The organism is Streptomyces sp. NBC_01451, from assembly GCF_036227485.1.
GTDB lineage: Bacteria > Actinomycetota > Actinomycetes > Streptomycetales > Streptomycetaceae > Streptomyces.
The window spans coordinates 2,999,393-3,018,428 of sequence record NZ_CP109479.1 but is presented as its reverse complement, the minus strand read 5'-3'; the positions used below and the strand labels follow the sequence as shown (position 1 = coordinate 3,018,428).

Below are 19,036 nucleotides of genomic sequence, written 5' to 3'. Positions count from 1 at the left end.
CTGACGGCCTGATCCGGACGTCCGCGCGGCCCGCGCGCCGGGCGCTTTCCCTGCTGCTCGGAGCGGTGTGGCTATGCTGCCGAGTTGTTGTGGGGCCGTACATGGGCGAACAACGCCGCCCGATGGGGGGCGGGCCGCTCCGGCCCGACGAGAACGAGGAGGCGTCCGGACACATGGAGACGACAAGTCGGGTGGGCGCGCAGGCGCCGGCCGCGGAGGGCGGACAACAGGTCCCCTCCGCCCGGCGCACGGTCGACGGCTATCTGCTGGCGCCCTTCCCCTGGTACGGCCTCGACGAGGCCTTCACGGGACCGCGCTGGCTGATGCAGGTGGGTACGGCGGCCGACGGCGCCGTCGAGCACGGTTCGATCGGGCACGGCGACGAACCCTCCGTACGGCACGAGACCATCGGGGAGGACAAGGAGCGGTTCGCGGTGGTGGTCACCGTGGCCGCGAACCCCGTACGGCGCAGCGCGGACGGCACGGGGCTGCTGGAGGCCACCTCGGTCTCGTCGGCGGCCTGGCTGGCCGGTGTGGGGCTGCTGTCCTTCACCTGGCCCGGTCAGATGGACCACACCCTGCGCGACGACTGGCTCGACCAGCAGACGGAGACGGCGTGGGTCCTCGCGGACGATCTCGGCGGCGATGACTGGTCCACCCTCTCCCTCCCGGTCGACGGGGTGCCTACGCCCTTCCACTACCGCGAGTCCGAGTTCGGCTGGGTCCTCGCCGGATCGACCCAGGAGGGCGTCCACGTGGGCGCGTACGGGCGTGGGATGAGTGCGTACGGGCTGGGCTTCGCCGTGATCAAGGATATTGGCGAGTACGCGTGAGAGAGGGGCGCCGTTTGTTTTCGGCGCCCCTTCGTCGTGGGTCTTCAGGTGCGTGGGCGACTGCGGGCCCGGTGGGGGCCGGTCGCGCCCGCGCGGCGGAGCCGCAAATGTCACAGCCCCGCGCCCCCAAAGGCAAAAGCCCCGGCTGACCCCCGTCAGAACTTGTTTCTCGGGGTGATGCCCAGCGACATGCCCGACAGGCCTCGTGCCCTGCCTCCCAGCTTGCCCGCGATCGCGCGCAGCGCGGTGCCCGCCGGGGAGTCCGGGTCCGTCAGGACGACCGGCCTGCCGTCGTCCCCGCCCTCGCGCAGGCGGACGTCGATCGGGATGGAGCCGAGGACCGACACCGTCGCGCCGGTCGTCCTCGTAAGGCCGTCCGCGACGCTCTGGCCGCCGCCCGTGCCGAAGACGTCGACCATCTCGCCGCAGTGCGGACAGGGCAGCCCGGCCATGTTCTCGACCACGCCGACGATCTTCTGGTGGGTCTGGACGGCGATGGCACCCGCCCGCTCGGCCACCTCGGCCGCCGCCTGCTGAGGCGTCGTCACGACCAGGATCTCGGCGTTCGGGACCAGCTGGGCCACCGAGATCGCGATGTCGCCCGTGCCCGGCGGGAGGTCCAGGAGGAGTACGTCCAGGTCGCCCCAGAACACGTCCGCCAGGAACTGCTGGAGGGCCCTGTGGAGCATCGGGCCGCGCCAGACGACCGGGGCGTTGCCCGGGGTGAACATGCCGATGGAGATGACCTTCACGCCGTGCGAGGACGGCGGCATGATCATGTTCTCGACCTGGGTCGGACGCCCCTCGACGCCCAGCATCCGGGGCACGCTGTGCCCGTAGATGTCGGCGTCGACCACGCCCACCTTGAGTCCGTCGGCCGCCATCGCCGCCGCCAGGTTGACGGTGACCGACGACTTGCCGACGCCGCCCTTGCCCGACGCGACCGCGTACACGCGCGTGAGGGAGCCCGGTTTGGCGAAGGGGACCTCGCGGTCGGCCTGGCCGCCGCGCAGGGCTGACGCCAGCTCCTTGCGCTGGCTGTCGCTCATGACGTCGAGCTCGACGTCGACGCGGGTGACGCCCTCGACCCGCGAGACCGCCTCCGTCACGTTCTTCGTGATCGTGTCGCGCATCGGGCAGCCGGAGACCGTCAGGTACACGGCCACCGCGACCGCCCCGTCCGCGCCGATCACCACCGACTTCACCATCCCCAGCTCGGTGATGGGTCGCTGGATCTCGGGGTCGTTCACCGTCGACAGTGCTTCACGCACCGCGTCTTCCGTAGCCATGACCCCGATGGTACGGGGCCGCACAGGGCCCCCGGAAAGCCTGTCACCGGTCTTCTGCGTCACGCCCCCGCGGCCGTTCTGCCGGGAATACCATCGGTTTGCCGGAGTGGTGCCCGCCCTCGTACCGCTCCGCACGCCGCTCTTCCAGCTCCTTGACCAGGTCCTGGAGCTCGGACCGGATCCAGTCCCGGGTCGCGACCTCGCCGAGCCCGGCACGCAGGGAGGCGACCTCGCGGGTCAGATACTCGGTGTCGGCGATCGACCGCTCGTTCTGCTTGCGGTCCTGTTCGAGGTTGACCTTGTCGCGGTCGTCCTGCCGGTTCTGCGCGAGCAGGATCAGCGGGGCCGCGTAGGAGGCCTGGAGCGACAGCATCAGCGTCAGGAAGATGAACGGGTAGTGGTCGAAGCGCAGGTCGGCCGGTGCGGACACGTTCCACACCACCCACAGGATGATGACGACCGTCATCCAGACGATGAACCGCCCGGTGCCGAGGAAACGCGCGATCCGTTCGGACAGCCGTCCGAACGCCTCCGGGTCGTACTCGGGCCACAGCCGGCGCCGGGGCGCACGCGGCTGGTCGAGGCGCACCCGGGGCCGGGAGGCCGCCGTGGAGCCGCTCACCGCGCGCTCGCGGGTGCCGGGCTCACGCTCAGGAGTCATGACCACCCGCTCTCTCGGACTCATTCTCGCCATCGGAATCGCCAACGTCATCGCCATGGGAGTCGTCATCGCCATGGGAGACGCCGTCGCCGTCGTCATCGGTGTCGGTGGCGCTCTCGGCCAGGTGGAACTCCGCCTCCCGCCAGTCCTCGGGCAGCATGTGGTCGAGGACGTCGTCCACGGTCACCGCGCCCAGCAGCGATCCGCTCTCGTCGACCACCGGCGCCGCCACCATGTCGTACGTCGCGAAGAAACCGGCGACCACCGGCAGTTCGGCGTCCGGGCGGAGCGGTTGCAGATCGTCGTCGACGAGCGAGCCGACCAGGGTGTACGGCGGGTCGCGCAGCAGCCGCTGGAAGTGGACGGCGCCCAGGTACTTGCCCGTCGGCGTCTCGTCCGGCGGCCGGCACACGTACACCTGGGCGGCGAGCGCGGGGGAGAGGTCGGGGTTGCGGACCCGGGCCAGCGCGTCGGCGACCGTCGCGTCGGGGCGCAGCACGATCGGCTCGGTCGTCATCAGACCGCCCGCCGTGTCCTCCCGGTACGCCATCAGCCGGCGCATGTCGGCCGCGTCGGAGGGCTCCATCAGGCTGAGCAGCCGCTCCTGGTCGTCCTCGGGCAACTCGCCGAGCAGGTCGGCGGCGTCGTCCGGGTCCATCGCCTCCAGGACGTCGGCGGCGCGCTCCTCCTTGAGCTTGCCGAGGATCTCGATCTGGTCGTCCTCGGGCAGCTCCTCCAGTACGTCGGCCAGCCGGTCGTCGTCGAGGGCGGCGGCGACCTCCGCGCGCCGCTTCGGGGAGAGGTGGTGCAGGACGTTCGCGAGGTCGGCGGGGCGCAGCTGCTCGAAGGTGGCGAGGAGGCTCTCGGCGCCCTGGCCGTCCTCCTCCAGGGAGAAGCCGGTGACGGCGGACCAGTCGACGGTCAGCGTCTCGCCGGTGTTGCGCCGGAAGGCACCGCCGCGGCCCTTCTTCCGTACGAAGACCCGCTCGATCTCCCAGTCGCGGCGGGCCGGCAGCTGGCGTACCGCCACATCGAGGACGGTGACCTCCTCGCCGGTCTCGTTGAGCGTGACGCGCCGGTCGAGGAGTTCGCCGAGGACGAGCCGCTCGGTGGGGCGCTGCTCGAAGCGCCGGACGTTCAGCACGCCCGTCGTGATGACCTGGCCGGACTCGATGCCGGTGACGCGGGTCATGGGCATGAAGACGCGGCGCCGGGTGGTGAGTTCGACGACGAGGCCGAGCAGCCGGGGCGGACGGTTGCCGACACGCAGCATCGCGATGAGATCCCGCACGCGGCCGACCTGGTCGCCGTTCGGGTCGAAGACGGCCATACCGGCGAGGTGCGAGACGAAGACACGGGATGAGCCTGCCGCCATGCCACGCCTCCTGCTTCGGTGTGCCGCTTCGATGGGCGCTGCGGGAAGCGCGTCGGATTGCGTCCGGTGGTTCCGAATTGCCTGCTCGGGTGCGCTTCAGGCTAGCCCGTCCGGTTCGGCGGCGCCTTGGTGGGGGGTCCGGACGGACTGGCTCCGCCGGGGGCCGACGGCACCGGTACGCTGCCGTCCACACCCCTCAGGACACCCGTACGAGAGGCAGCCCCACCTGTGTCTGCGATTCCCCGCGGCCGTACCCGCAGCGCCGGACTGGTGAGCGCGATGTGCGCACTGCTCGTGTCGGGGACGGGACTGACCGCATGCAGTGCCGACCCTGACGAGGGCACGAACGGGGTCGGCAAACTGCCCGCCGACACCATCCAGACGAAGACCCGTACGGCAGCCCGGTCCGCCGACGCCGTACGCCTCTCCGGGACCGTGGTGACCAGCGGGACCACGTACACCCTCGACATGAGCCTCAAGGACGACGGCGGCAGCGGCTCGGTCTCCGCGAAGGGGTCGACGTTCCGGCTGCTGCGGGTCGGGGAGCACCTGTTCCTGAAGGCCGACGCCGCGTTCTGGAACCACGAGGACGGCGGCAAGGGGAAAGACGACGCGTCGGACACGGCAGCCGCCGCGAAGCTCGGGGGCCTCTACGTGAAGGTGCCGACCGGCGACCCCTCGTACAAGAAGTTCAGCGGCTTCACCGACAAGGACGAGCTCCTGGACGGCCTGCTCACCCTGCACGGCAGCCTCGCCACGGACGGCCACCACGAGCAGTCGGGCGTCCGCACGATCCGCATCACCGGCGACAAGGGCGACGGCGGCACCCTGGACGTCTCCCTGGAGGGAGCCCCCTACCCCCTGCGCCTGGTCCGCGCGGGCGGCGCGGGCACCCTCCTGCTGAGCGACTGGGGCAAGGACTTCCCGCTGAAGGAGCCGGCGAAGAACGAGACAGTGGACTACGGGCAACAGCTCCCGTCGTCCTGAAGGGGCGCGGGGAACTGCGCGACCAGCCCCCACGGGCCCGCAGCAAACGAACCACCTACCCCGCGGAGCGCTTCCGCTTCTTGAAGAGCAGCCGAGGCAACCCTGCCGGGATCGGCTCCCTGGTAGTCGCCGACGTAGGCAACGGCGGCGCGGCCAACGACCCCTCCGGCAGAGGGCGTGAGCCCTCCGCGCGCGGCACCAGCCGCACCACCCGGCATTCCCGCGCCCACCGATCGGTCATCGCCTCCCCGTCCGGCGCGTTCAGCCGCTTCCCCTTCAGCTCGGCGACCGAGGCCTCCCACTCCGGGGAGTGCGGGGCCAGTTCCACGACCGTCGCCGGCCAGGTGACGAGCCGCCCGCCCTTGTCCTTGCTGCGGACGGTGACCTCCGCGTCGGCCCCCTCGACCAGGCCGGGCAGCGGCTGCTCACCGGGCCCGTCGCCGACGAGAACGGCCGCCCCCTCGTGCCAGACGTGCCACATCGCGCGGGCCGGGATGCCATGGCCCGCGATGTGCGGCGCGGGCACGCCGTTGCCCTTGACCCAGATGAGCCCGGACTTCTTGGTGGCCTCCTCGACGAGGGCCCGGTCGAGCAGCGTGTCAGTCATGGGCAGAAGGGTAGCGATGCCGTCCGACGCCCCGGGCCGCCGTCACAGCCAGCCGTTGCGCTTCAGCGTGCGGTGGATGCCGACACACATGCCCACCATGGCCGTCATGACCACGGGGTAGCCGAACTTCCAGTGCAGCTCCGGCATGTAGTCGAAGTTCATGCCGTAGACGCCGCACACCATCGTCGGTACGGCGATGATCGCCGCCCAGGACGTGATCTTCCGCATGTCCTCGTTCTGCGCGACGGACGCCTGCGCGAGGTTGGCCTGGAGGATCGAGTTGAGCAGCTCGTCGAAGCCGATCACCTGCTCCTGGACCCGGGCGAGGTGGTCGGCGACGTCGCGGAAGTACTTCTGGATGTCGGGGTCGATCAGCCGCATCGGGCGCTCGCTGAGCAGCTGCATGGGCCGCAGGAGCGGCGAGACGGCCCGCTTGAACTCCAGGACCTCACGCTTGAGCTGGTAGATCCGGCCGGCGTCCGTACCGCGCGGGGTGCCCTTGCGGCCCGGCGAGAACACCTCCGTCTCGACCTCGTCGATGTCGTCCTGCATGGCGTCCGCGACCGCGACATAGCCGTCGACGACGTGGTCGGCGATGGCGTGCAGGACGGCGGAGGGGCCCTTGGCGAGCAGGTCGGGGTCGTCCTGGAGACGGTGGCGCAGCGCCCGCAGGGAGCCCTGACCGCCGTGCCGGACGGTGATGAGGAAGTCCCGCCCGGTGAAGCACATCACCTCGCCGGTCTCCACGACCTCGCTGTTCGCGGTGAGTTCGGTGTGGTCGACGTAGTGGATGGTCTTGAAGACGGTGAAGAGCGTGTCGTCGTACCGCTCCAGCTTGGGCCGCTGGTGGGCCTGGATCGCGTCCTCCACGGCGAGCGGGTGGAGCCCGAACTCGCTGGCGATACCGGAGAACTCACCCTCCGTCGGCTCGTGCAGCCCGATCCACACGAAGCCGCCGTCGCGGCGCACCTTGCGCATCGCCTCGTGCGGGGTCAGTGCCTTCGGGGTCTCGACCCGGGCGCCGTCGCGGTAGACGGCGCAGTCGACGACGGCGGAGGGCGTCGAGGGGTCGCGGGTGGTGTCGTAGCTGCTGCCGTCCTTGCGCAGGGAGGGACGGGACGGGCGGACGGCGGCACGCAGGTTGTTGATCATCGACATTGGCAGGTTCCTTCGCTACAGGCAACGAAAGACCGCCGACAACGGTTGGAACTGCCCGGAATGGGGACGTCCTGACTGGGGATGTTTGGCACGTCCACAAAGCGGGGAGCACCGCACCGTCGCGGTGGTGAGTTTCGCTACCGATTCAGAACTGACGCAGATCACATGGATCAGGCAAAACGAAACCAAGTGCTCTTCCGCGATGACGCGAATGCGAGAGGTGACAGCCAGCCGGAGAAGCCGGAGCGACTGGATCAGCGGGCGGAAGAGCGGGTGCTACTGCACGGATGACTTCGATCCATTGCAGCCCCACCTCCTCCGGCCGGTCCCTCGTGAGGGACGATCCATTCCCCTTCGAGGGGAGCCCCCCAAGGGGGAACTTCAGCGCTGCCGGGACTTGATCGCGACGCTTCTGCGTGCTGCCCCGAACCCGGCCAAGGGTAACAGCCGACTGAACTGTCAAGGTGCGCGTTTGCCCGCAACTGACGAGTTCTATGCTCGGCGCATGTCTGATGTTCTTCCTCTGGTCGAGGCCCGGCTGCGTACGACACTGGGCGAACCGGACGCGCGCGCCGCGGTCACCTTCCTCGGCACGGACCGCGTCGAGGTGCTGCGTTTCCAGGACCGCGACCAGGACGGGGAGATCGTCCGCTACGCCACCCTCGGCATGTCCGCGCTGCCGATGGCGGACCCCACCGAGGTGCTCGCCGACCCGGTGAAGGGCCCGCGCGCCGAACTGGTCATCTCCGTCCGGGCCGGTCTCGCCGACACCGACAAGGTGCTGCGCCCGCTCGCGGTTCTCGCCGCTTCCCCGCAGGTCGAGGGTGTGATCGTCGCTCCCGGTGCCTCGCTCGACGTCGGGGAGCCGCTGTGGCCCGGTGCGCCCTTCACCTCGGTCCTGGTCGCGGAGCCGGGGGGCCTGGTCGAGGACCTGGAGCTCGACGCGCCCCTGGACCCGGTGCGTTTCCTGCCCCTGCTCCCGATGACCGCGAACGAGGCCGCCTGGAAGCGCGTCCACGGCGCCCAGGCCCTCCAGGAACGCTGGCTCACGAACGGGACGGACCTACGGGACCCGGCCCGCAGGTCCGTCCCGCTGGACTGACCCTCGTACATCGCCCCGGAGTGACCGATGTCACCAACCGGCCCTCGAAAGAAGCCAGTTGGGCAGCGCCCCCTTAGGGGTGCGGGGAACTGCGCGACAAGTCCCCACCGGCCCGCGGGCAAACCGCCGTGCTCAACTCGCGAAGACACCGACACTGTCCTCCGCGGCGTGCCGAACCTCCAGCTCCTCCACCTCGTGGGTGAGCGACTTCCGCCGCACGACAACCACCACCGCGCCGAGCACCGCGGTCACCGCCGCGACCACGAACGGCATGTGGATGTCGCTCCACTCCTCGATCTTCGGCGCGAAGTAAGGGGCCGCTGCCGCCGCGAACCACCGCACGAAGTTGTAGCCGGCGCTCGCCACCGGGCGCGGCGCGTCCGAGACTCCCAGCGCCAGCTCGGTGTAGACCGTGTTGTTCACGCCGATGAACGCGCCGGACAGGATCGTGCAGACGACGGCGGTGGTGTGGCTGCCGTAGCCGAGAACCAGGACGTCGACGGCGAGCAGTACCAGCGAGCCGCCGAGCACCGTCAGCGAGCCGAACCGCCGCTGGAGACGCGGTGCCACGAGCACCGACGAGACGGCCAGCAGGAGACCCCACGCGAAGAACACGGCCCCCGACCTGTAGGGCGTCATGTCGAGCACGAACGGGGTGAAGGCCAGCACGGTGAAGAACGTGTAGTTGTAGAAGAAGGACGAGACGGCGGCGGAGGCCAGGCCCCCGTGGCCGAGCGCCTTGAGCGGGTCGAGCAGTGAGGTCTTCCGGGCCGGCTTCGGCTGTTCCCTGAGGAACACCGTGATGCAGAGGAAGCCGACGGCCATCAGGAACGCGGTGCCGAAGAAGGGGTAGCGCCAGCTGGCGTTGCCGAGCAGCGCGCCCAGCAGGGGGCCGCACGCCATGCCGAGGCCCAGGGCGGATTCGTACAGCAGGATCGCCGCCGCGCTGCCGCCGGCCGCCGCGCCGACGATGACCGCGAGGGCCGTCGAGACGAAGAGCGCGTTGCCGAGGCCCCAGCCGGCCCGGAACCCGACCAGTTCGGCGACCGATCCGGAGGTGCCGGCCAGGCCCGCGAAGACCACGACGAGCGCGAGGCCGAGCAGCAGGGTCTTCTTGCCGCCGATCCGGCTGGAGACGAAGCCGGTGACCAGCATCGCCACGGCGGTGATCAGGAAGTACGAGGTGAAGAGCAGGGAGACCTGGCCGGCCGTGGCGTCCAGGCCCTTGGCGATGGACGGGAGGATCGGGTCGACGAGTCCGATGCCCATGAAGGCGACGACCGACGCGCCGGCGGTCGCCCAGACGGCCTTCGGCTGCCGGAGGAGTCCGCCGGCTCCCGCGTCGAAGGGGTCCGCTTCGGCGGGACCTCCCGTGCTTCCCGCCGCTGTGCTCGTTGCGCTGCTGTGCATGCCTGCTCCTTCACGACTCGCGGGCCCAACCCGCGGAGAGGTCGTTGGTATATGCACATAGTAAGTTAGCCAGGCTAATTAATGCAAGCTACATCTAATTTCACCTGGTGGAAGGGCTGGAGACGTGTCACTCCGGACGGGTGATCGTCCTTGACGGGAAGAAGGACTGGGAGGACCGTGGGGCTCTATGAGGGGCGAACCCAGTTGCCCGAAGTGTGGTGGCCGGGTCAGGGCTCCCGGACTCTTTGCCGACTCCTGGCAGTGCGATGTGCACGGGACGGTGCATCCGCTTCAGCCCGTGATCCCGCCCAGCGTCGAGGCCCTCAGTGTCGTGGTGCACCGCACGCAGGTTCCGGTGTGGATGCCGTGGCCGCTGCCGGTCGGCTGGCTGTTCACCGGCGTGGTCTGCGCGGGTGACGACCGCAGTGGAGGCCGTGCGACGGCGGTGGCCTGCACGGGGCCCGGTCCGCTCGGGGGCATGGGTGAGCTGATCCTGGTCGCCGAGGAGCTCGGCGTCGGCCTCGGTGCGCGGTACGCGGGCATCGACGGGCCGGACCCGGGGCCGTACATGAACGTCGAGAAGCCCGCCGAGGCGAAGGTGCTGGCGGCCGGGCGGCCCACTCCGATGTGGCATGTCGCGGGTGGGCCCGACGACCGCGCGGTGTTCGCGGGTGAGGCGCTCGGCCTGTGGTTGTGGGCGGTGGTATGGCCCGAGCAGTCGGGGCTGCTGATGTACGACGAGCTGGTGCTCACGGATTTGCGCGACGCGGGGGCGGAGCTGGAGCTGGTGCCCTGCGGGGCGTTGTCGCCCCGGTTGCTCCAGCCGTAGCGCGCCGCTGGGTTTCGGGGCGTACGGGCTCGTCGTTGCGTGCGGATCCGTGGGGGCCTGTCGCGCGGTTCCCCGCGCCTCTGATCGGGGCGCTCCTGTAAGGGTCGGTCGCGAGGTTCAGGTGTGACGAGTCGCCCTCCGGGGCCGTTATGCTTGGCGCGTCTCGTTCGTCCCGTCGTCGCCTGGAGCCCGCACCGTGCGCATAGACCTGCACTGCCACTCCACCGCCTCCGACGGTACGGACACCCCCGCCGAGCTGGTGCGCAACGCCGCCGCTGCCGGGCTCGACGTCGTCGCGCTGACCGATCACGACACGACCCGCGGGTACGCCGAGGCGATCGCCGCGTTGCCCGCCGGGCTCACGCTGGTCACCGGGGCCGAGCTGTCCTGCCGGCTCGACGGGGTCAGCATGCACATGTTGGCCTACCTGTTCGATCCCGAGGAACCCGAGCTGCTCGCCGAGCGCGAGCTGGTGCGGGACGACCGGGTGCCGCGGGCCAAGGGGATGGTGGCCAAGCTCCAGGGGCTGGGCGTGCCCATCGCCTGGGAGCAGGTCGCGCGGATCGCCGGTGACGGATCCGTGGGCCGACCGCATGTCGCCACCGCGCTGGTCGAGCTGGGCGTCGTACCGACGGTGAACGACGCCTTCACCGGCAACTGGCTGGCCGACGGCGCCCGGGCCTACGTACCGAAGCACGAGACCGACCCCTTCGAGGCGCTGCGGCTGATCAAGGGGGCCGGCGGGGTGGCCGTGTTCGCGCACCCGGCCGCGAGCAAGCGGGGGCGGACCGTTCCGGAGTCCGCGATCGCGGAGCTGGCCGCCGCCGGGCTCGACGGCATCGAGGTCGACCACATGGACCACGAACCGGCGACCCGGGCGCGACTTCGCGGCCTCGCGGCGGAGCTGGGGCTGCTGGGCACCGGATCCTCCGACTACCACGGCAGCCGCAAGACCTGCGTGCTCGGGGAGTACACGACGGACCCCGAGGTGTACGGCGAGATCACACGGCGGGCCACCGGGGCGTTCCCGGTACCGGGGACCGGCGGGGCCTGAGGCCTCGGATCAGGCCCCTCCCGCTCGCCCTCCGCCCTTCCCCGCATCTACGCAAGGCTCGCCCACCCATGTTCGACGTCGCTGTCTTCGGCTCGCTCTTCCTCACCCTCTTCGTGATCATGGATCCCCCGGGGATCACCCCGATCTTCCTCGCGCTCACCGCCGGCCGGCCCGCCCGTGTGCAGAAGCGGATGGCGTTCCAGGCCGTGTGCGTGGCCGGCGGTGTGATCACCGTGTTCGGGCTGCTCGGGCACCAGATCCTGGACTATCTGCATGTCTCCGTGCCCGCCCTGATGATCGCCGGCGGGCTGCTGCTCCTGCTGATCGCCCTCGACCTGCTCACCGGCAAGACGGACGAGCCCAAGCAGACCAAGGACGTGAACGTCGCCCTCGTCCCGCTCGGCATGCCCCTGCTCGCCGGGCCCGGTGCGATCGTGTCGGTCATTCTGGCCGTGCAGAAGGCGGACGGCGTGGCCATGCAGGTGTCGGTGTGGGCGGCGATCCTGGCCGTCCATGTCGTGCTGTGGGTGGTCATGCGGTACTCGCTGCTGATCATCCGTGTCATCAAGGACGGCGGCGTGGTCCTGGTGACCCGGCTCGCGGGGATGATGCTGTCCGCGATCGCCGTGCAGCAGATCATCAACGGCGTCACCCAGGTGATCCAGCAGAGCTGACGCCTGCGGCACGCGCCCGGGGCTCACGCCGGGATCCACAAGCAGAACCCCCGTACGGCATGGGTGCCGTACGGGGGTTCCGAAGTCTGCTCGTCGTGTGCGAGCGTCGTCCGCGCGTTATGAGGCCGAGGTGTCGGCCGGGCGGATCCAGAGACGCTGCCCTATCGAGGCTGCTTGCTGCACGATCCGGTTGACGGAGGCGGCGTCCACGACCGTACTGTCCACGGGGGTTCCGTCGACGTCGTCAAGACGCATGATTTCGAAGCGCATGGGCTTCTCCCTTCGTCTGGTCATCCTCCTGAGGAGAACTACTTGGTTACGTACCTAGTCAACTACCCGCGTGTTACGAACATTCCCTACGCTAAGGAAATTTTTCGAACGTCTAACTACCGCTCTGTAAACGCGGGCGTCCGGAAGGAGGCGCAGGAGACTGACCGGGACCGGTTGTGTTCGAAGCGTGACCGCCGAGACAATGGAGGTATATGAACAACGACGACCACGCGGAGCTGAGCGCCCGCATCGACCGCACGAACGAACTCCTCCACCGCATGCTCGCAGAGGTGGCGAAGACACCCTCGACACATGCGATCTTCGTCGACGCGGGATATCTGTACGCGGCGGCGGGACGGCTCGTCGCCGGAACCGAGGACCGCCGCTCCTACGAGCTGGACGCGGAAGGTCTCATCGAAGCGCTCATCGACAAGGCCCGCACGATCTTCGCGGACAGCCGGCTGCTGCGGGTCTACTGGTACGACGGCGCCCGGCGCCGCATCCACACGATCGAGCAGCAGTCCATCGCGGAACTCCCCGATGTGAAGGTTCGCCTGGGCAACCTCAACGCCAACAACCAGCAGAAGGGCGTCGACTCCCTGATCCGTACCGACCTGGAGTCGCTGGCCCGGCACCGCGCGATCAGCGACGCCGCGCTCATCGGCGGCGACGAGGACCTGGTGTCTGCGGTCGAGGCAGCACAGGGGTACGGCGCACGCGTCCACCTCTGGGGCATCGAGGCGCCCGAGGGCCGCAACCAGGCCGAGCCCCTGCTCTGGGAGGTCGACAGTCAGCGCACCTTCGACCTCGACTTCTTCAAGCCGTACGTCGCCCGGCGCACGGCCACGTCCTACGAGTCGTCGCCGGGGACGCGCCCCACGCGCGAGGGAGTGCGGTTCGTGGGCGCCCAGGTCGCGGCGAAGTGGCTCGCCGCGCGGGGGCGCGAGTCGCTGGTCGACCTGCTGCCCGGGCATCCGTATCTGCCCGGTTCCGTCGACCAGGACCTGCTGGTGGAGGCGGAAGGGCTGCTCCAGTACTCGCTGCGCGGGCAGGCCGAGCTGCGGCGGGCGTTGCGGGACGGCTTCTGGGAGCACCTGCAGACGCAGTACTAGCAGTACCAGCACCGGCCGTACCGGTGGTGGTGCCGGCCGTACCGGTGCGTTGTTCGACCGTCGCTACTGATCGAGGGTGTCCCAGAAGTCGGCCAGGGCGCGCGCGGTCTCCAACGGGCGATCCGTGTTGGGGGAGTGCTCGGCTCCCGCGATGACGGTCCGGTGCGCGTGCAGTCGTACGGCCATGTCGTCGAGGAGCGGGACGGCCCAGGTGCCGTCCTCGGCGCCGGACAGCACGTGGAAGGGCATCGGGACGGCGGCGAGCTCCGCGACCCTGTCCGGCTCGGAGCACAACTGGCGCCCGGTGGCGACGAGTTGGGCCGGGCTGTTGCCCATCCAGCGGCGCCGCAGGTCCTCGCGGTCGTCGAGCCCGGCATCCAGGGCGTCCACCGAGTCGAGGTCACCGCCGCCGGCCTGCGGGGCGTCCATGGCCTGGATGGCCTCCCAGACGTCGGCCATGCTCATCACGGCGAGCGCGTCGCGCAGCAGTTTCGCGCGCTGCTGCTGGGCCTCGGAGATCTCGGCGGGGCCCGAGGAGATGAGGGTCAGCGACAGGAACGGGGAGCGGTCCCGGAGCACGGCGGCCCGGGCGATCTGCCCGCCGAGCGAGTGCCCGACGAGGTGCACGGGGGTGCCCACGGCCGCTGCCTGCGCGAGCACGTCCTGGGCCAACTCGGCCTGTGCGTAAGCCGATTCGTCGTCCCGGGGGCCGGGCGACTCGAACTGACCGCGTCCGTCCACGGCGACGGTACGGTACCCGCGCGCGGCCAGCGGCTCGTGCGTCGAGATGAAGTCCTCCTTGCTGCCGGTGAACCCGGGCAGCAGCAGAACGGTCCCCTTCGGCTCGACGCCGGCCGCCACGGAGGCATCGATGACGGCGAACTCACCACGCGCGGTACGCAGGGCGTACGCACGGGCGCCGGGGGGCGGGGCGAAGGTCGAAGGCCTGCTCATGTGCCGAGGTTATCCGGCGCGCCTGGGAGGGAGCGCGGCGGCTCGGGCGGACGAGGGGCGGTGCGGGCCGCCGAGCACCGCCGAGGGCCGGCGAGGGCACGGTCGGGGGCATGTCCGGCGGTACCGGTCGGAGGAAGGCCGACGGCGCCTCGTCGGCGTACGGGAGCGGGGCGCGGGGAACCCCGACGGCCCGGCCACCTGGTGGGGTGGGCCGGGCCGTCGGGGTGTTGCCGGTGGTGCCGAGGGCCGGGGCCCTCGCGGTGGTCAGGCCTCCACGGAGTCCGTGGCCGGCGTGCTGACCGTGGCCTTGCGGGTGGCGCGGCGCCTGGGCTTCGCCTCGGCGGCCTCCGGTGCCGTCTCCACCACGACCGCCGGTTCGGCGGTCTTGCGGGCCGTCCGGCGGCGCGGCTTGGTCTCCGTCTCGTCCGCCGCCTGGGCGGGGATGTCGGCGACGACCTCGACCGCCTTGCGGGCCGTCCGGCGGCGGGGCTTGGCCTCGACGCCTTCGGCGGTGTCGACAGCGGCCTCGGCGGCCGGTGCCGTCGCCTTGCGGGCCGTCCGGCGCGGCTTCGGCTCGGTGGCTTCCGGCTCCGTGCCGACCGGGGCCTCCACGGCCTTGCGGGTCGCCCGGCGGCGGGGCTTGGCCTCGACGCCTTCGGCGGTGTCCACGGCGGCCTCGGCGGCCGGTGCCGTCGCCTTGCGGGGCGTACGGCGCTTCGGCTCCGGGGTCTCGGCCGAGGCCGGCTGGGCCGGGATGTCGGCCGCTTCCGTCACGACCGCCGGTTCGGCGGCCTTGCGGGTCGCCCGGCGACGGGGCTTGGCCTCGACGGCCTCGGCGGTGTCGAGAACCGCCTCGGCGGCCGGTGCGGTCGCTGTCGTAGTCCTGCGGGTCGCACGACGCGGCTTGGTCTCGGTCGCCTCGGCCGTTTCCACGGCGGTCACCGCGGCCGCCGCGGTCTTGCGCGTCCGGCGGGGCTTCGTGACCTCGGCCTCCGGAGCCTCCGGGGCGGCCTCGACCACGGCCACAGCGGGCTCGGCCGCCTTGCGGGTCACCCGGCGACGGGGCTTGGCCTCGACTGCCTCCGCGGTGTCGAGAACCGCCTCGGCGGCCGGTACCGCTGCGGTCGCCCTGCGGGCGGTCGTCCGGCGCGTCGGCTTGGCCTCGGCGACTTCCGCTCCTTCCGCCGTGTCCAGGACGGCTTCGGCGGTCACCGTCGCAGCCGGTGCCGTGGTCCCGCGGGTGGCGCGGCGCGGCTTGGTCTCCGTGACGACCGGCACCTCGACGGCGTCGACGACCGGCTCCGCCGTCCTGCGGGCACGGCGGCGGCGCGGCTGCTCCTCCGGCGTTTCCGCCTCGGGGAGCGCCGGTGCCTCGACCGGGACGACCTGGGCCGGAGTCGTCAGCGAGGGCTCCGCCGTCCTGCGGGTCCTGCGACGGCGCGGCTGCTCCTCCGGTGCCACGGCATCGGGGACGACCGGGGCCTCGACCGGAGCGACCTCGACCGGAGCGACCGGGGCGGCAGGTGCGATCTCCGCCGTCCTGCGGGTGCGTCGGCGGCGCGACCTGTCCGTGGCCTCGGGGGCCGGGTCCTGCACCGGCACCGCGGCGGCCTCGGCCGGCGGCTCGACGAACGTCGTCGTGGGGGCCACCACCGCTTCCGGGGCGGCACCGCGCGTACGGCGACGGCGGCGCGGCGTACGGCGCTCGGTGGGCTGCTCGGAGGAGGCGAGCGCCTCGTTGACCGGGGTGGCCGACGCGACCGGAGTCGCCGGCGCGTCCGAGGCGGCACCGCCACGGGTACGGCGGCGACTGCGCGGCGTACGCGCCGGGCGCTCACGTTCCGCCGCCGGTGCGGCGGCAGCCGCCGGGCCGGCGGAGTGGCCGCCGCGTCCGCCGCGACCGCGCGGGCCACCACGTCCGCCCGTCTCACCGAGGTCTTCGACCTCCTCGGCACCCAGGCCGGCGCGCGTGCGCTCCGAGCGCGGCAGGACACCCTTGGTGCCGACCGGGATGCTCAGCTCCTCGAACAGGTGCGGCGACGTGGAGTACGTCTCCGGCGGGTCGTTGAAGTTCAGCTCCAGCGCCTTGTTGATCAGCTGCCAGCGCGGGATGTCGTCCCAGTCGACCAGCGTGATCGCGATGCCCTTGGCACCCGCGCGGCCCGTACGGCCGATGCGGTGCAGGTACGTCTTCTCCTCTTCGGGAGACTGGTAGTTGATGACGTGGGTGACACCCTCGACGTCGATACCGCGCGCCGCCACGTCGGTGCAGACGAGGACGTCGACCTTGCCGTTGCGGAAGGCGCGCAGCGCCTGCTCGCGGGCACCCTGGCCGAGGTCGCCGTGGACGGCGCCGGAGGCGAAACCGCGCTGCGCGAGCTGGTCGGCGAGGTCCGCCGCCGTGCGCTTCGTACGGCAGAAGACCATGGCCAGTCCCCGGCCGTCGGCCTGCAGTATCCGCGCCACCAGTTCGGGCTTGTCCATGTTGTGCGCGCGGTAGACGTACTGCGCGGTGTTCGCGACCGTCTTGCCCTCGTCGTCCGGCGCGGCGGCGCGGATGTGTGTGGGCTGTGACATGTAGCGGCGCGCCAGACCGATGACCGCGCCCGGCATGGTCGCCGAGAACAGCATCGTCTGACGGCGGGGCGGCAGCATGTTCATGATCTTCTCGACGTCGGGCAGGAAGCCCAGGTCGAGCATCTCGTCGGCCTCGTCGAGGACGAGCGCCCGGATGTGCTTGAGGTCGAGCTTCTTCTGGCCCGCGAGGTCGAGGAGACGGCCCGGGGTGCCGACGATGACGTCGACGCCCTTCTTGAGGGCCTCGACCTGGGGCTCGTACGCCCGGCCGCCGTAGATGGCGAGAACGCGCACGTTACGGACCTTGCCGGCCGTCAGCAGGTCGTTCGTGACCTGCTGGCACAGCTCGCGCGTCGGGACGACGACGAGGGCCTGCGGGGCGTCGGTGAGCTGCTCGGGCTTGGCGCGGCCGGCCTCGACGTCGGCGGGGACGGTCACGCGCTCAAGGAGCGGGAGTCCGAAGCCGAGCGTCTTGCCGGTGCCGGTCTTGGCCTGGCCGATGACGTCCGTGCCGGTGAGGGCGACGGGGAGCGTCATCTCCTGGATGGGAAAGGGGGTGATGATGCCGACGGCTTCGAGCGCCTCGGCGGTCTCGGGAAGAATTCCGAGATCCCGGAAAGTCGTAGTCAGGGCAATGCCTCTTCTGTGTACGCGGTGCGAGGCGAGCGCGGGGGTCGTGTCGGGACCGGGCCGGGAACTTCGGCCGCCTCGCGGGCGGGCCGAGTGGCACGGGACCACTGCCGACGCTCGAGCGCTCGTACCGCTGAGGGTCCCTCCGAACTCCGTACGCATGGTGCCGTACGGGTGAGGAGAGCTGTCGGGTCGGAGCCGATCGGGCCACCGACCGGGCATCCTCATTCGTGTGGCCCGTTGAGATACGTCTTTCAACTCAGCGGGCGCATTACCACCATACCCCGGAATCGCGCACATGCGATGGCCGATTCGGTCACGTAGTGGTCGTCACACTGATTGAGCAGGGACTTCCGCCTTGCGGTGAGCGGGCTATTGTGCGCTTCATGACGACGTCTGACAATGCCTCCGGTAGCTCCGCGACCCCCGACGAAAGCACGGCAGAGACCGCGGCCGACGCCGCTCCCGCACCCACCGGAATCGCCGCCCAGGACTGGGCACAGGCCGCCACCGACCCGCAGTACCGTGCCGCGGTCGTGGACCTGCTGGGCGCGCTCGCGTACGGCGAACTGGCCGCGTTCGAGCGGCTAGCCGAGGACGCCAAGCTGGCGCCGACGCTCGTCGACAAGTCGGAACTGGCCAAGATGGCGTCGGCGGAGTTCCACCACTTCGAGCAGATCAGGGACCGGCTCACCGAGATCGGCGCGGACGCGACACAGGCGATGGAGCCGTTCGTCGCCGCGCTCGACGGCTTCCACAAGCAGACGGCCCCCTCCGACTGGCTGGAGGGACTCGTCAAGGCGTACGTCGGTGACTCGATCGCCAGTGACTTCTACCGTGAGGTCGCGGCCCGCCTCGACGCGGACACCCGTCAGCTGGTGCTGGCGGTCCTCGACGACACCGGGCACGCGAGCTTCGCCATCGAGAAGGTGCGCGCGGCGATCGACGCGGAGCCGCGCGTGGGCGGACGGCTCGCGCTGTGGGCGCGGCGGCTGATGGGCGAGGCGCTGTCACAGTCGCAGCGGGTCGTGGCGGACCGGGACGCGCTGTCCACCATGCTGGTCGGCGGTGTCGCGGACGGGTTCGACCTCGCGGAGGTCGGCCGGATGTTCTCCCGGATCACCGAGGCGCACACGAAGCGGATGGCTGCGCTGGGCTTGGCCGCGTAGGTGTCTTCGTCCGCGGGTCAGCTGTGGCTCGTCGCGCGGTTCCTCGCGCCCCTGTCGGCGACGGCTACGCCGTCGCCGATGACCGGCGGAGCCTCGCCTTAGGGCGGAGCAGCAGGGAGAGGGAGGCGGCCGACACGGCCGCCGCACCCAGCAGGATCAGCACGAAGTGGCCGGAACTCAGCGCGCTGTGCGTGATCAGAGCGCCGAAAAGGGCTCCGGCCGCACCGGTCGACAGGACCAGGGGGCGTGCGGGGAGCCGGTCGGGAAGTCGGCGGGCCGCCGCCCACGCGAGCGCCAGGCCGAGGATCGCGGAGCCGAGTGCTTCCAAGAACATGTCGGGGTCCC

At 71.1% G+C, this 19,036-nt stretch carries 18 protein-coding genes; 8 read left to right on the top strand and 10 right to left on the bottom strand.

The genetic code is table 11. The features are described 5' to 3' along the window. Nucleotides 1-173 precede the first annotated feature (173 nt). The gene (locus OG595_RS12785; protein WP_443073019.1) at nt 174-833 is read left to right on the top strand and encodes a hypothetical protein; all 660 of its coding nucleotides are present in this window, start codon (nt 174-176) and stop codon (nt 831-833) included. A 155-nt stretch (nt 834-988) separates the two neighbouring features. Here the strand turns inward: OG595_RS12785 and OG595_RS12780 are convergent, their stop codons facing one another. From OG595_RS12780 to OG595_RS12770, 3 genes are read right to left on the bottom strand one after another with little or no spacing between them, the layout of a single operon-like run. Next, nucleotides 989-2,122 carry an Mrp/NBP35 family ATP-binding protein gene (locus tag OG595_RS12780; protein WP_329271264.1) on the bottom strand — a complete coding sequence of 378 codons (1,134 nt, stop codon included), beginning with the start codon at nt 2,120-2,122 and terminating at the stop codon, nt 989-991. A gap of 43 nt (nt 2,123-2,165) precedes the next feature. Then, the gene (locus OG595_RS12775) at nt 2,166-2,783 is read right to left on the bottom strand and encodes a DUF1003 domain-containing protein (protein ID WP_329271261.1); all 618 of its coding nucleotides are present in this window, start codon (nt 2,781-2,783) and stop codon (nt 2,166-2,168) included. After that, on the bottom strand, nt 2,773-4,158 hold the full coding sequence (locus OG595_RS12770; protein ID WP_329271259.1) for a magnesium transporter MgtE N-terminal domain-containing protein: 1,386 nt from the start codon (nt 4,156-4,158) through the stop codon (nt 2,773-2,775). The genes OG595_RS12775 and OG595_RS12770 overlap by 11 nt, the downstream gene beginning before the upstream one ends. Nucleotides 4,159-4,437: 279 nt before the next feature. Here OG595_RS12770 and OG595_RS12765 point away from each other — a divergent pair, with 279 nt between their 5' ends. Beyond that, on the top strand, nt 4,438-5,145 hold the full coding sequence (locus tag OG595_RS12765; protein WP_443073335.1) for a hypothetical protein: 708 nt from the start codon (nt 4,438-4,440) through the stop codon (nt 5,143-5,145). Nucleotides 5,146-5,200: 55 nt separating this feature from the next. Here OG595_RS12765 and OG595_RS12760 read toward each other — a convergent pair whose 3' ends face one another. Together OG595_RS12760 and OG595_RS12755 are read right to left on the bottom strand one after the other, a co-directional pair. Continuing rightward, nucleotides 5,201-5,752 (bottom strand): hypothetical protein, encoded by a 552-nt coding sequence (locus OG595_RS12760; RefSeq protein ID WP_329271255.1) that lies wholly within the window; start codon nt 5,750-5,752, stop codon nt 5,201-5,203. 42 nt (nt 5,753-5,794) lie between these two features. Continuing rightward, nucleotides 5,795-6,910, bottom strand: coding sequence for a magnesium and cobalt transport protein CorA (locus tag OG595_RS12755; protein ID WP_329271253.1), 1,116 nt, complete (start codon nt 6,908-6,910; stop codon nt 5,795-5,797). Nucleotides 6,911-7,415: 505 nt separating this feature from the next. Between OG595_RS12755 and OG595_RS12750 the strand changes: the two genes are divergently transcribed. Next, complete coding sequence (locus OG595_RS12750; protein ID WP_329271252.1) at nt 7,416-8,012, top strand: suppressor of fused domain protein; 597 nt, start codon at nt 7,416-7,418, stop codon at nt 8,010-8,012. A 132-nt stretch (nt 8,013-8,144) separates the two neighbouring features. Here the strand turns inward: OG595_RS12750 and OG595_RS12745 are convergent, their stop codons facing one another. Then, nucleotides 8,145-9,422 (bottom strand): MFS transporter, encoded by a 1,278-nt coding sequence (locus OG595_RS12745; RefSeq protein WP_329271250.1) that lies wholly within the window; start codon nt 9,420-9,422, stop codon nt 8,145-8,147. A gap of 187 nt (nt 9,423-9,609) precedes the next feature. Between OG595_RS12745 and OG595_RS12740 the strand changes: the two genes are divergently transcribed. The 3 genes from OG595_RS12740 to OG595_RS12730 all read left to right on the top strand — a co-directional run bounded on the left by OG595_RS12740 (nt 9,610) and on the right by OG595_RS12730 (nt 11,979). Continuing rightward, nucleotides 9,610-10,251, top strand: a complete 642-nt coding sequence (locus OG595_RS12740; RefSeq protein ID WP_329271249.1) for a DUF6758 family protein — start codon at nt 9,610-9,612, stop codon at nt 10,249-10,251. 196 nt (nt 10,252-10,447) lie between these two features. After that, the gene (locus OG595_RS12735; protein WP_329271247.1) at nt 10,448-11,305 is read left to right on the top strand and encodes a PHP domain-containing protein; all 858 of its coding nucleotides are present in this window, start codon (nt 10,448-10,450) and stop codon (nt 11,303-11,305) included. Nucleotides 11,306-11,373: 68 nt separating this feature from the next. Beyond that, nucleotides 11,374-11,979 carry a MarC family protein gene (locus OG595_RS12730; RefSeq protein WP_164324508.1) on the top strand — a complete coding sequence of 202 codons (606 nt, stop codon included), beginning with the start codon at nt 11,374-11,376 and terminating at the stop codon, nt 11,977-11,979. A gap of 117 nt (nt 11,980-12,096) precedes the next feature. Here OG595_RS12730 and OG595_RS12725 read toward each other — a convergent pair whose 3' ends face one another. Beyond that, nucleotides 12,097-12,249: a hypothetical protein gene (locus OG595_RS12725; protein ID WP_006374340.1), complete on the bottom strand. Its 153-nt coding sequence runs from the start codon at nt 12,247-12,249 to the stop codon at nt 12,097-12,099. 212 nt (nt 12,250-12,461) lie between these two features. Between OG595_RS12725 and OG595_RS12720 the strand changes: the two genes are divergently transcribed. Further along, nucleotides 12,462-13,361: an NYN domain-containing protein gene (locus OG595_RS12720; protein WP_329271243.1), complete on the top strand. Its 900-nt coding sequence runs from the start codon at nt 12,462-12,464 to the stop codon at nt 13,359-13,361. Nucleotides 13,362-13,424: 63 nt separating this feature from the next. On the opposite strand, the gene OG595_RS12715 is transcribed toward OG595_RS12720, so the two are convergent. Next, nucleotides 13,425-14,315: an alpha/beta fold hydrolase gene (locus OG595_RS12715; protein ID WP_329271240.1), complete on the bottom strand. Its 891-nt coding sequence runs from the start codon at nt 14,313-14,315 to the stop codon at nt 13,425-13,427. A gap of 264 nt (nt 14,316-14,579) precedes the next feature. After that, nucleotides 14,580-17,429 (bottom strand): DEAD/DEAH box helicase, encoded by a 2,850-nt coding sequence (locus OG595_RS12710; RefSeq protein WP_329271238.1) that lies wholly within the window; start codon nt 17,427-17,429, stop codon nt 14,580-14,582. Nucleotides 17,430-17,899: 470 nt separating this feature from the next. On the opposite strand from OG595_RS12710, the gene OG595_RS12705 reads away from it, so the two are divergent. Next, the gene (locus OG595_RS12705) at nt 17,900-18,691 is read left to right on the top strand and encodes a ferritin-like fold-containing protein (protein WP_443073017.1); all 792 of its coding nucleotides are present in this window, start codon (nt 17,900-17,902) and stop codon (nt 18,689-18,691) included. 64 nt (nt 18,692-18,755) lie between these two features. Here the strand turns inward: OG595_RS12705 and OG595_RS12700 are convergent, their stop codons facing one another. Continuing rightward, a complete protein-coding gene (locus OG595_RS12700) occupies nt 18,756-19,025 on the bottom strand; it encodes a hypothetical protein (RefSeq protein WP_329271233.1) in 270 nt (89 codons plus the stop codon). Nucleotides 19,026-19,036: the final 11 nt, after the last annotated feature.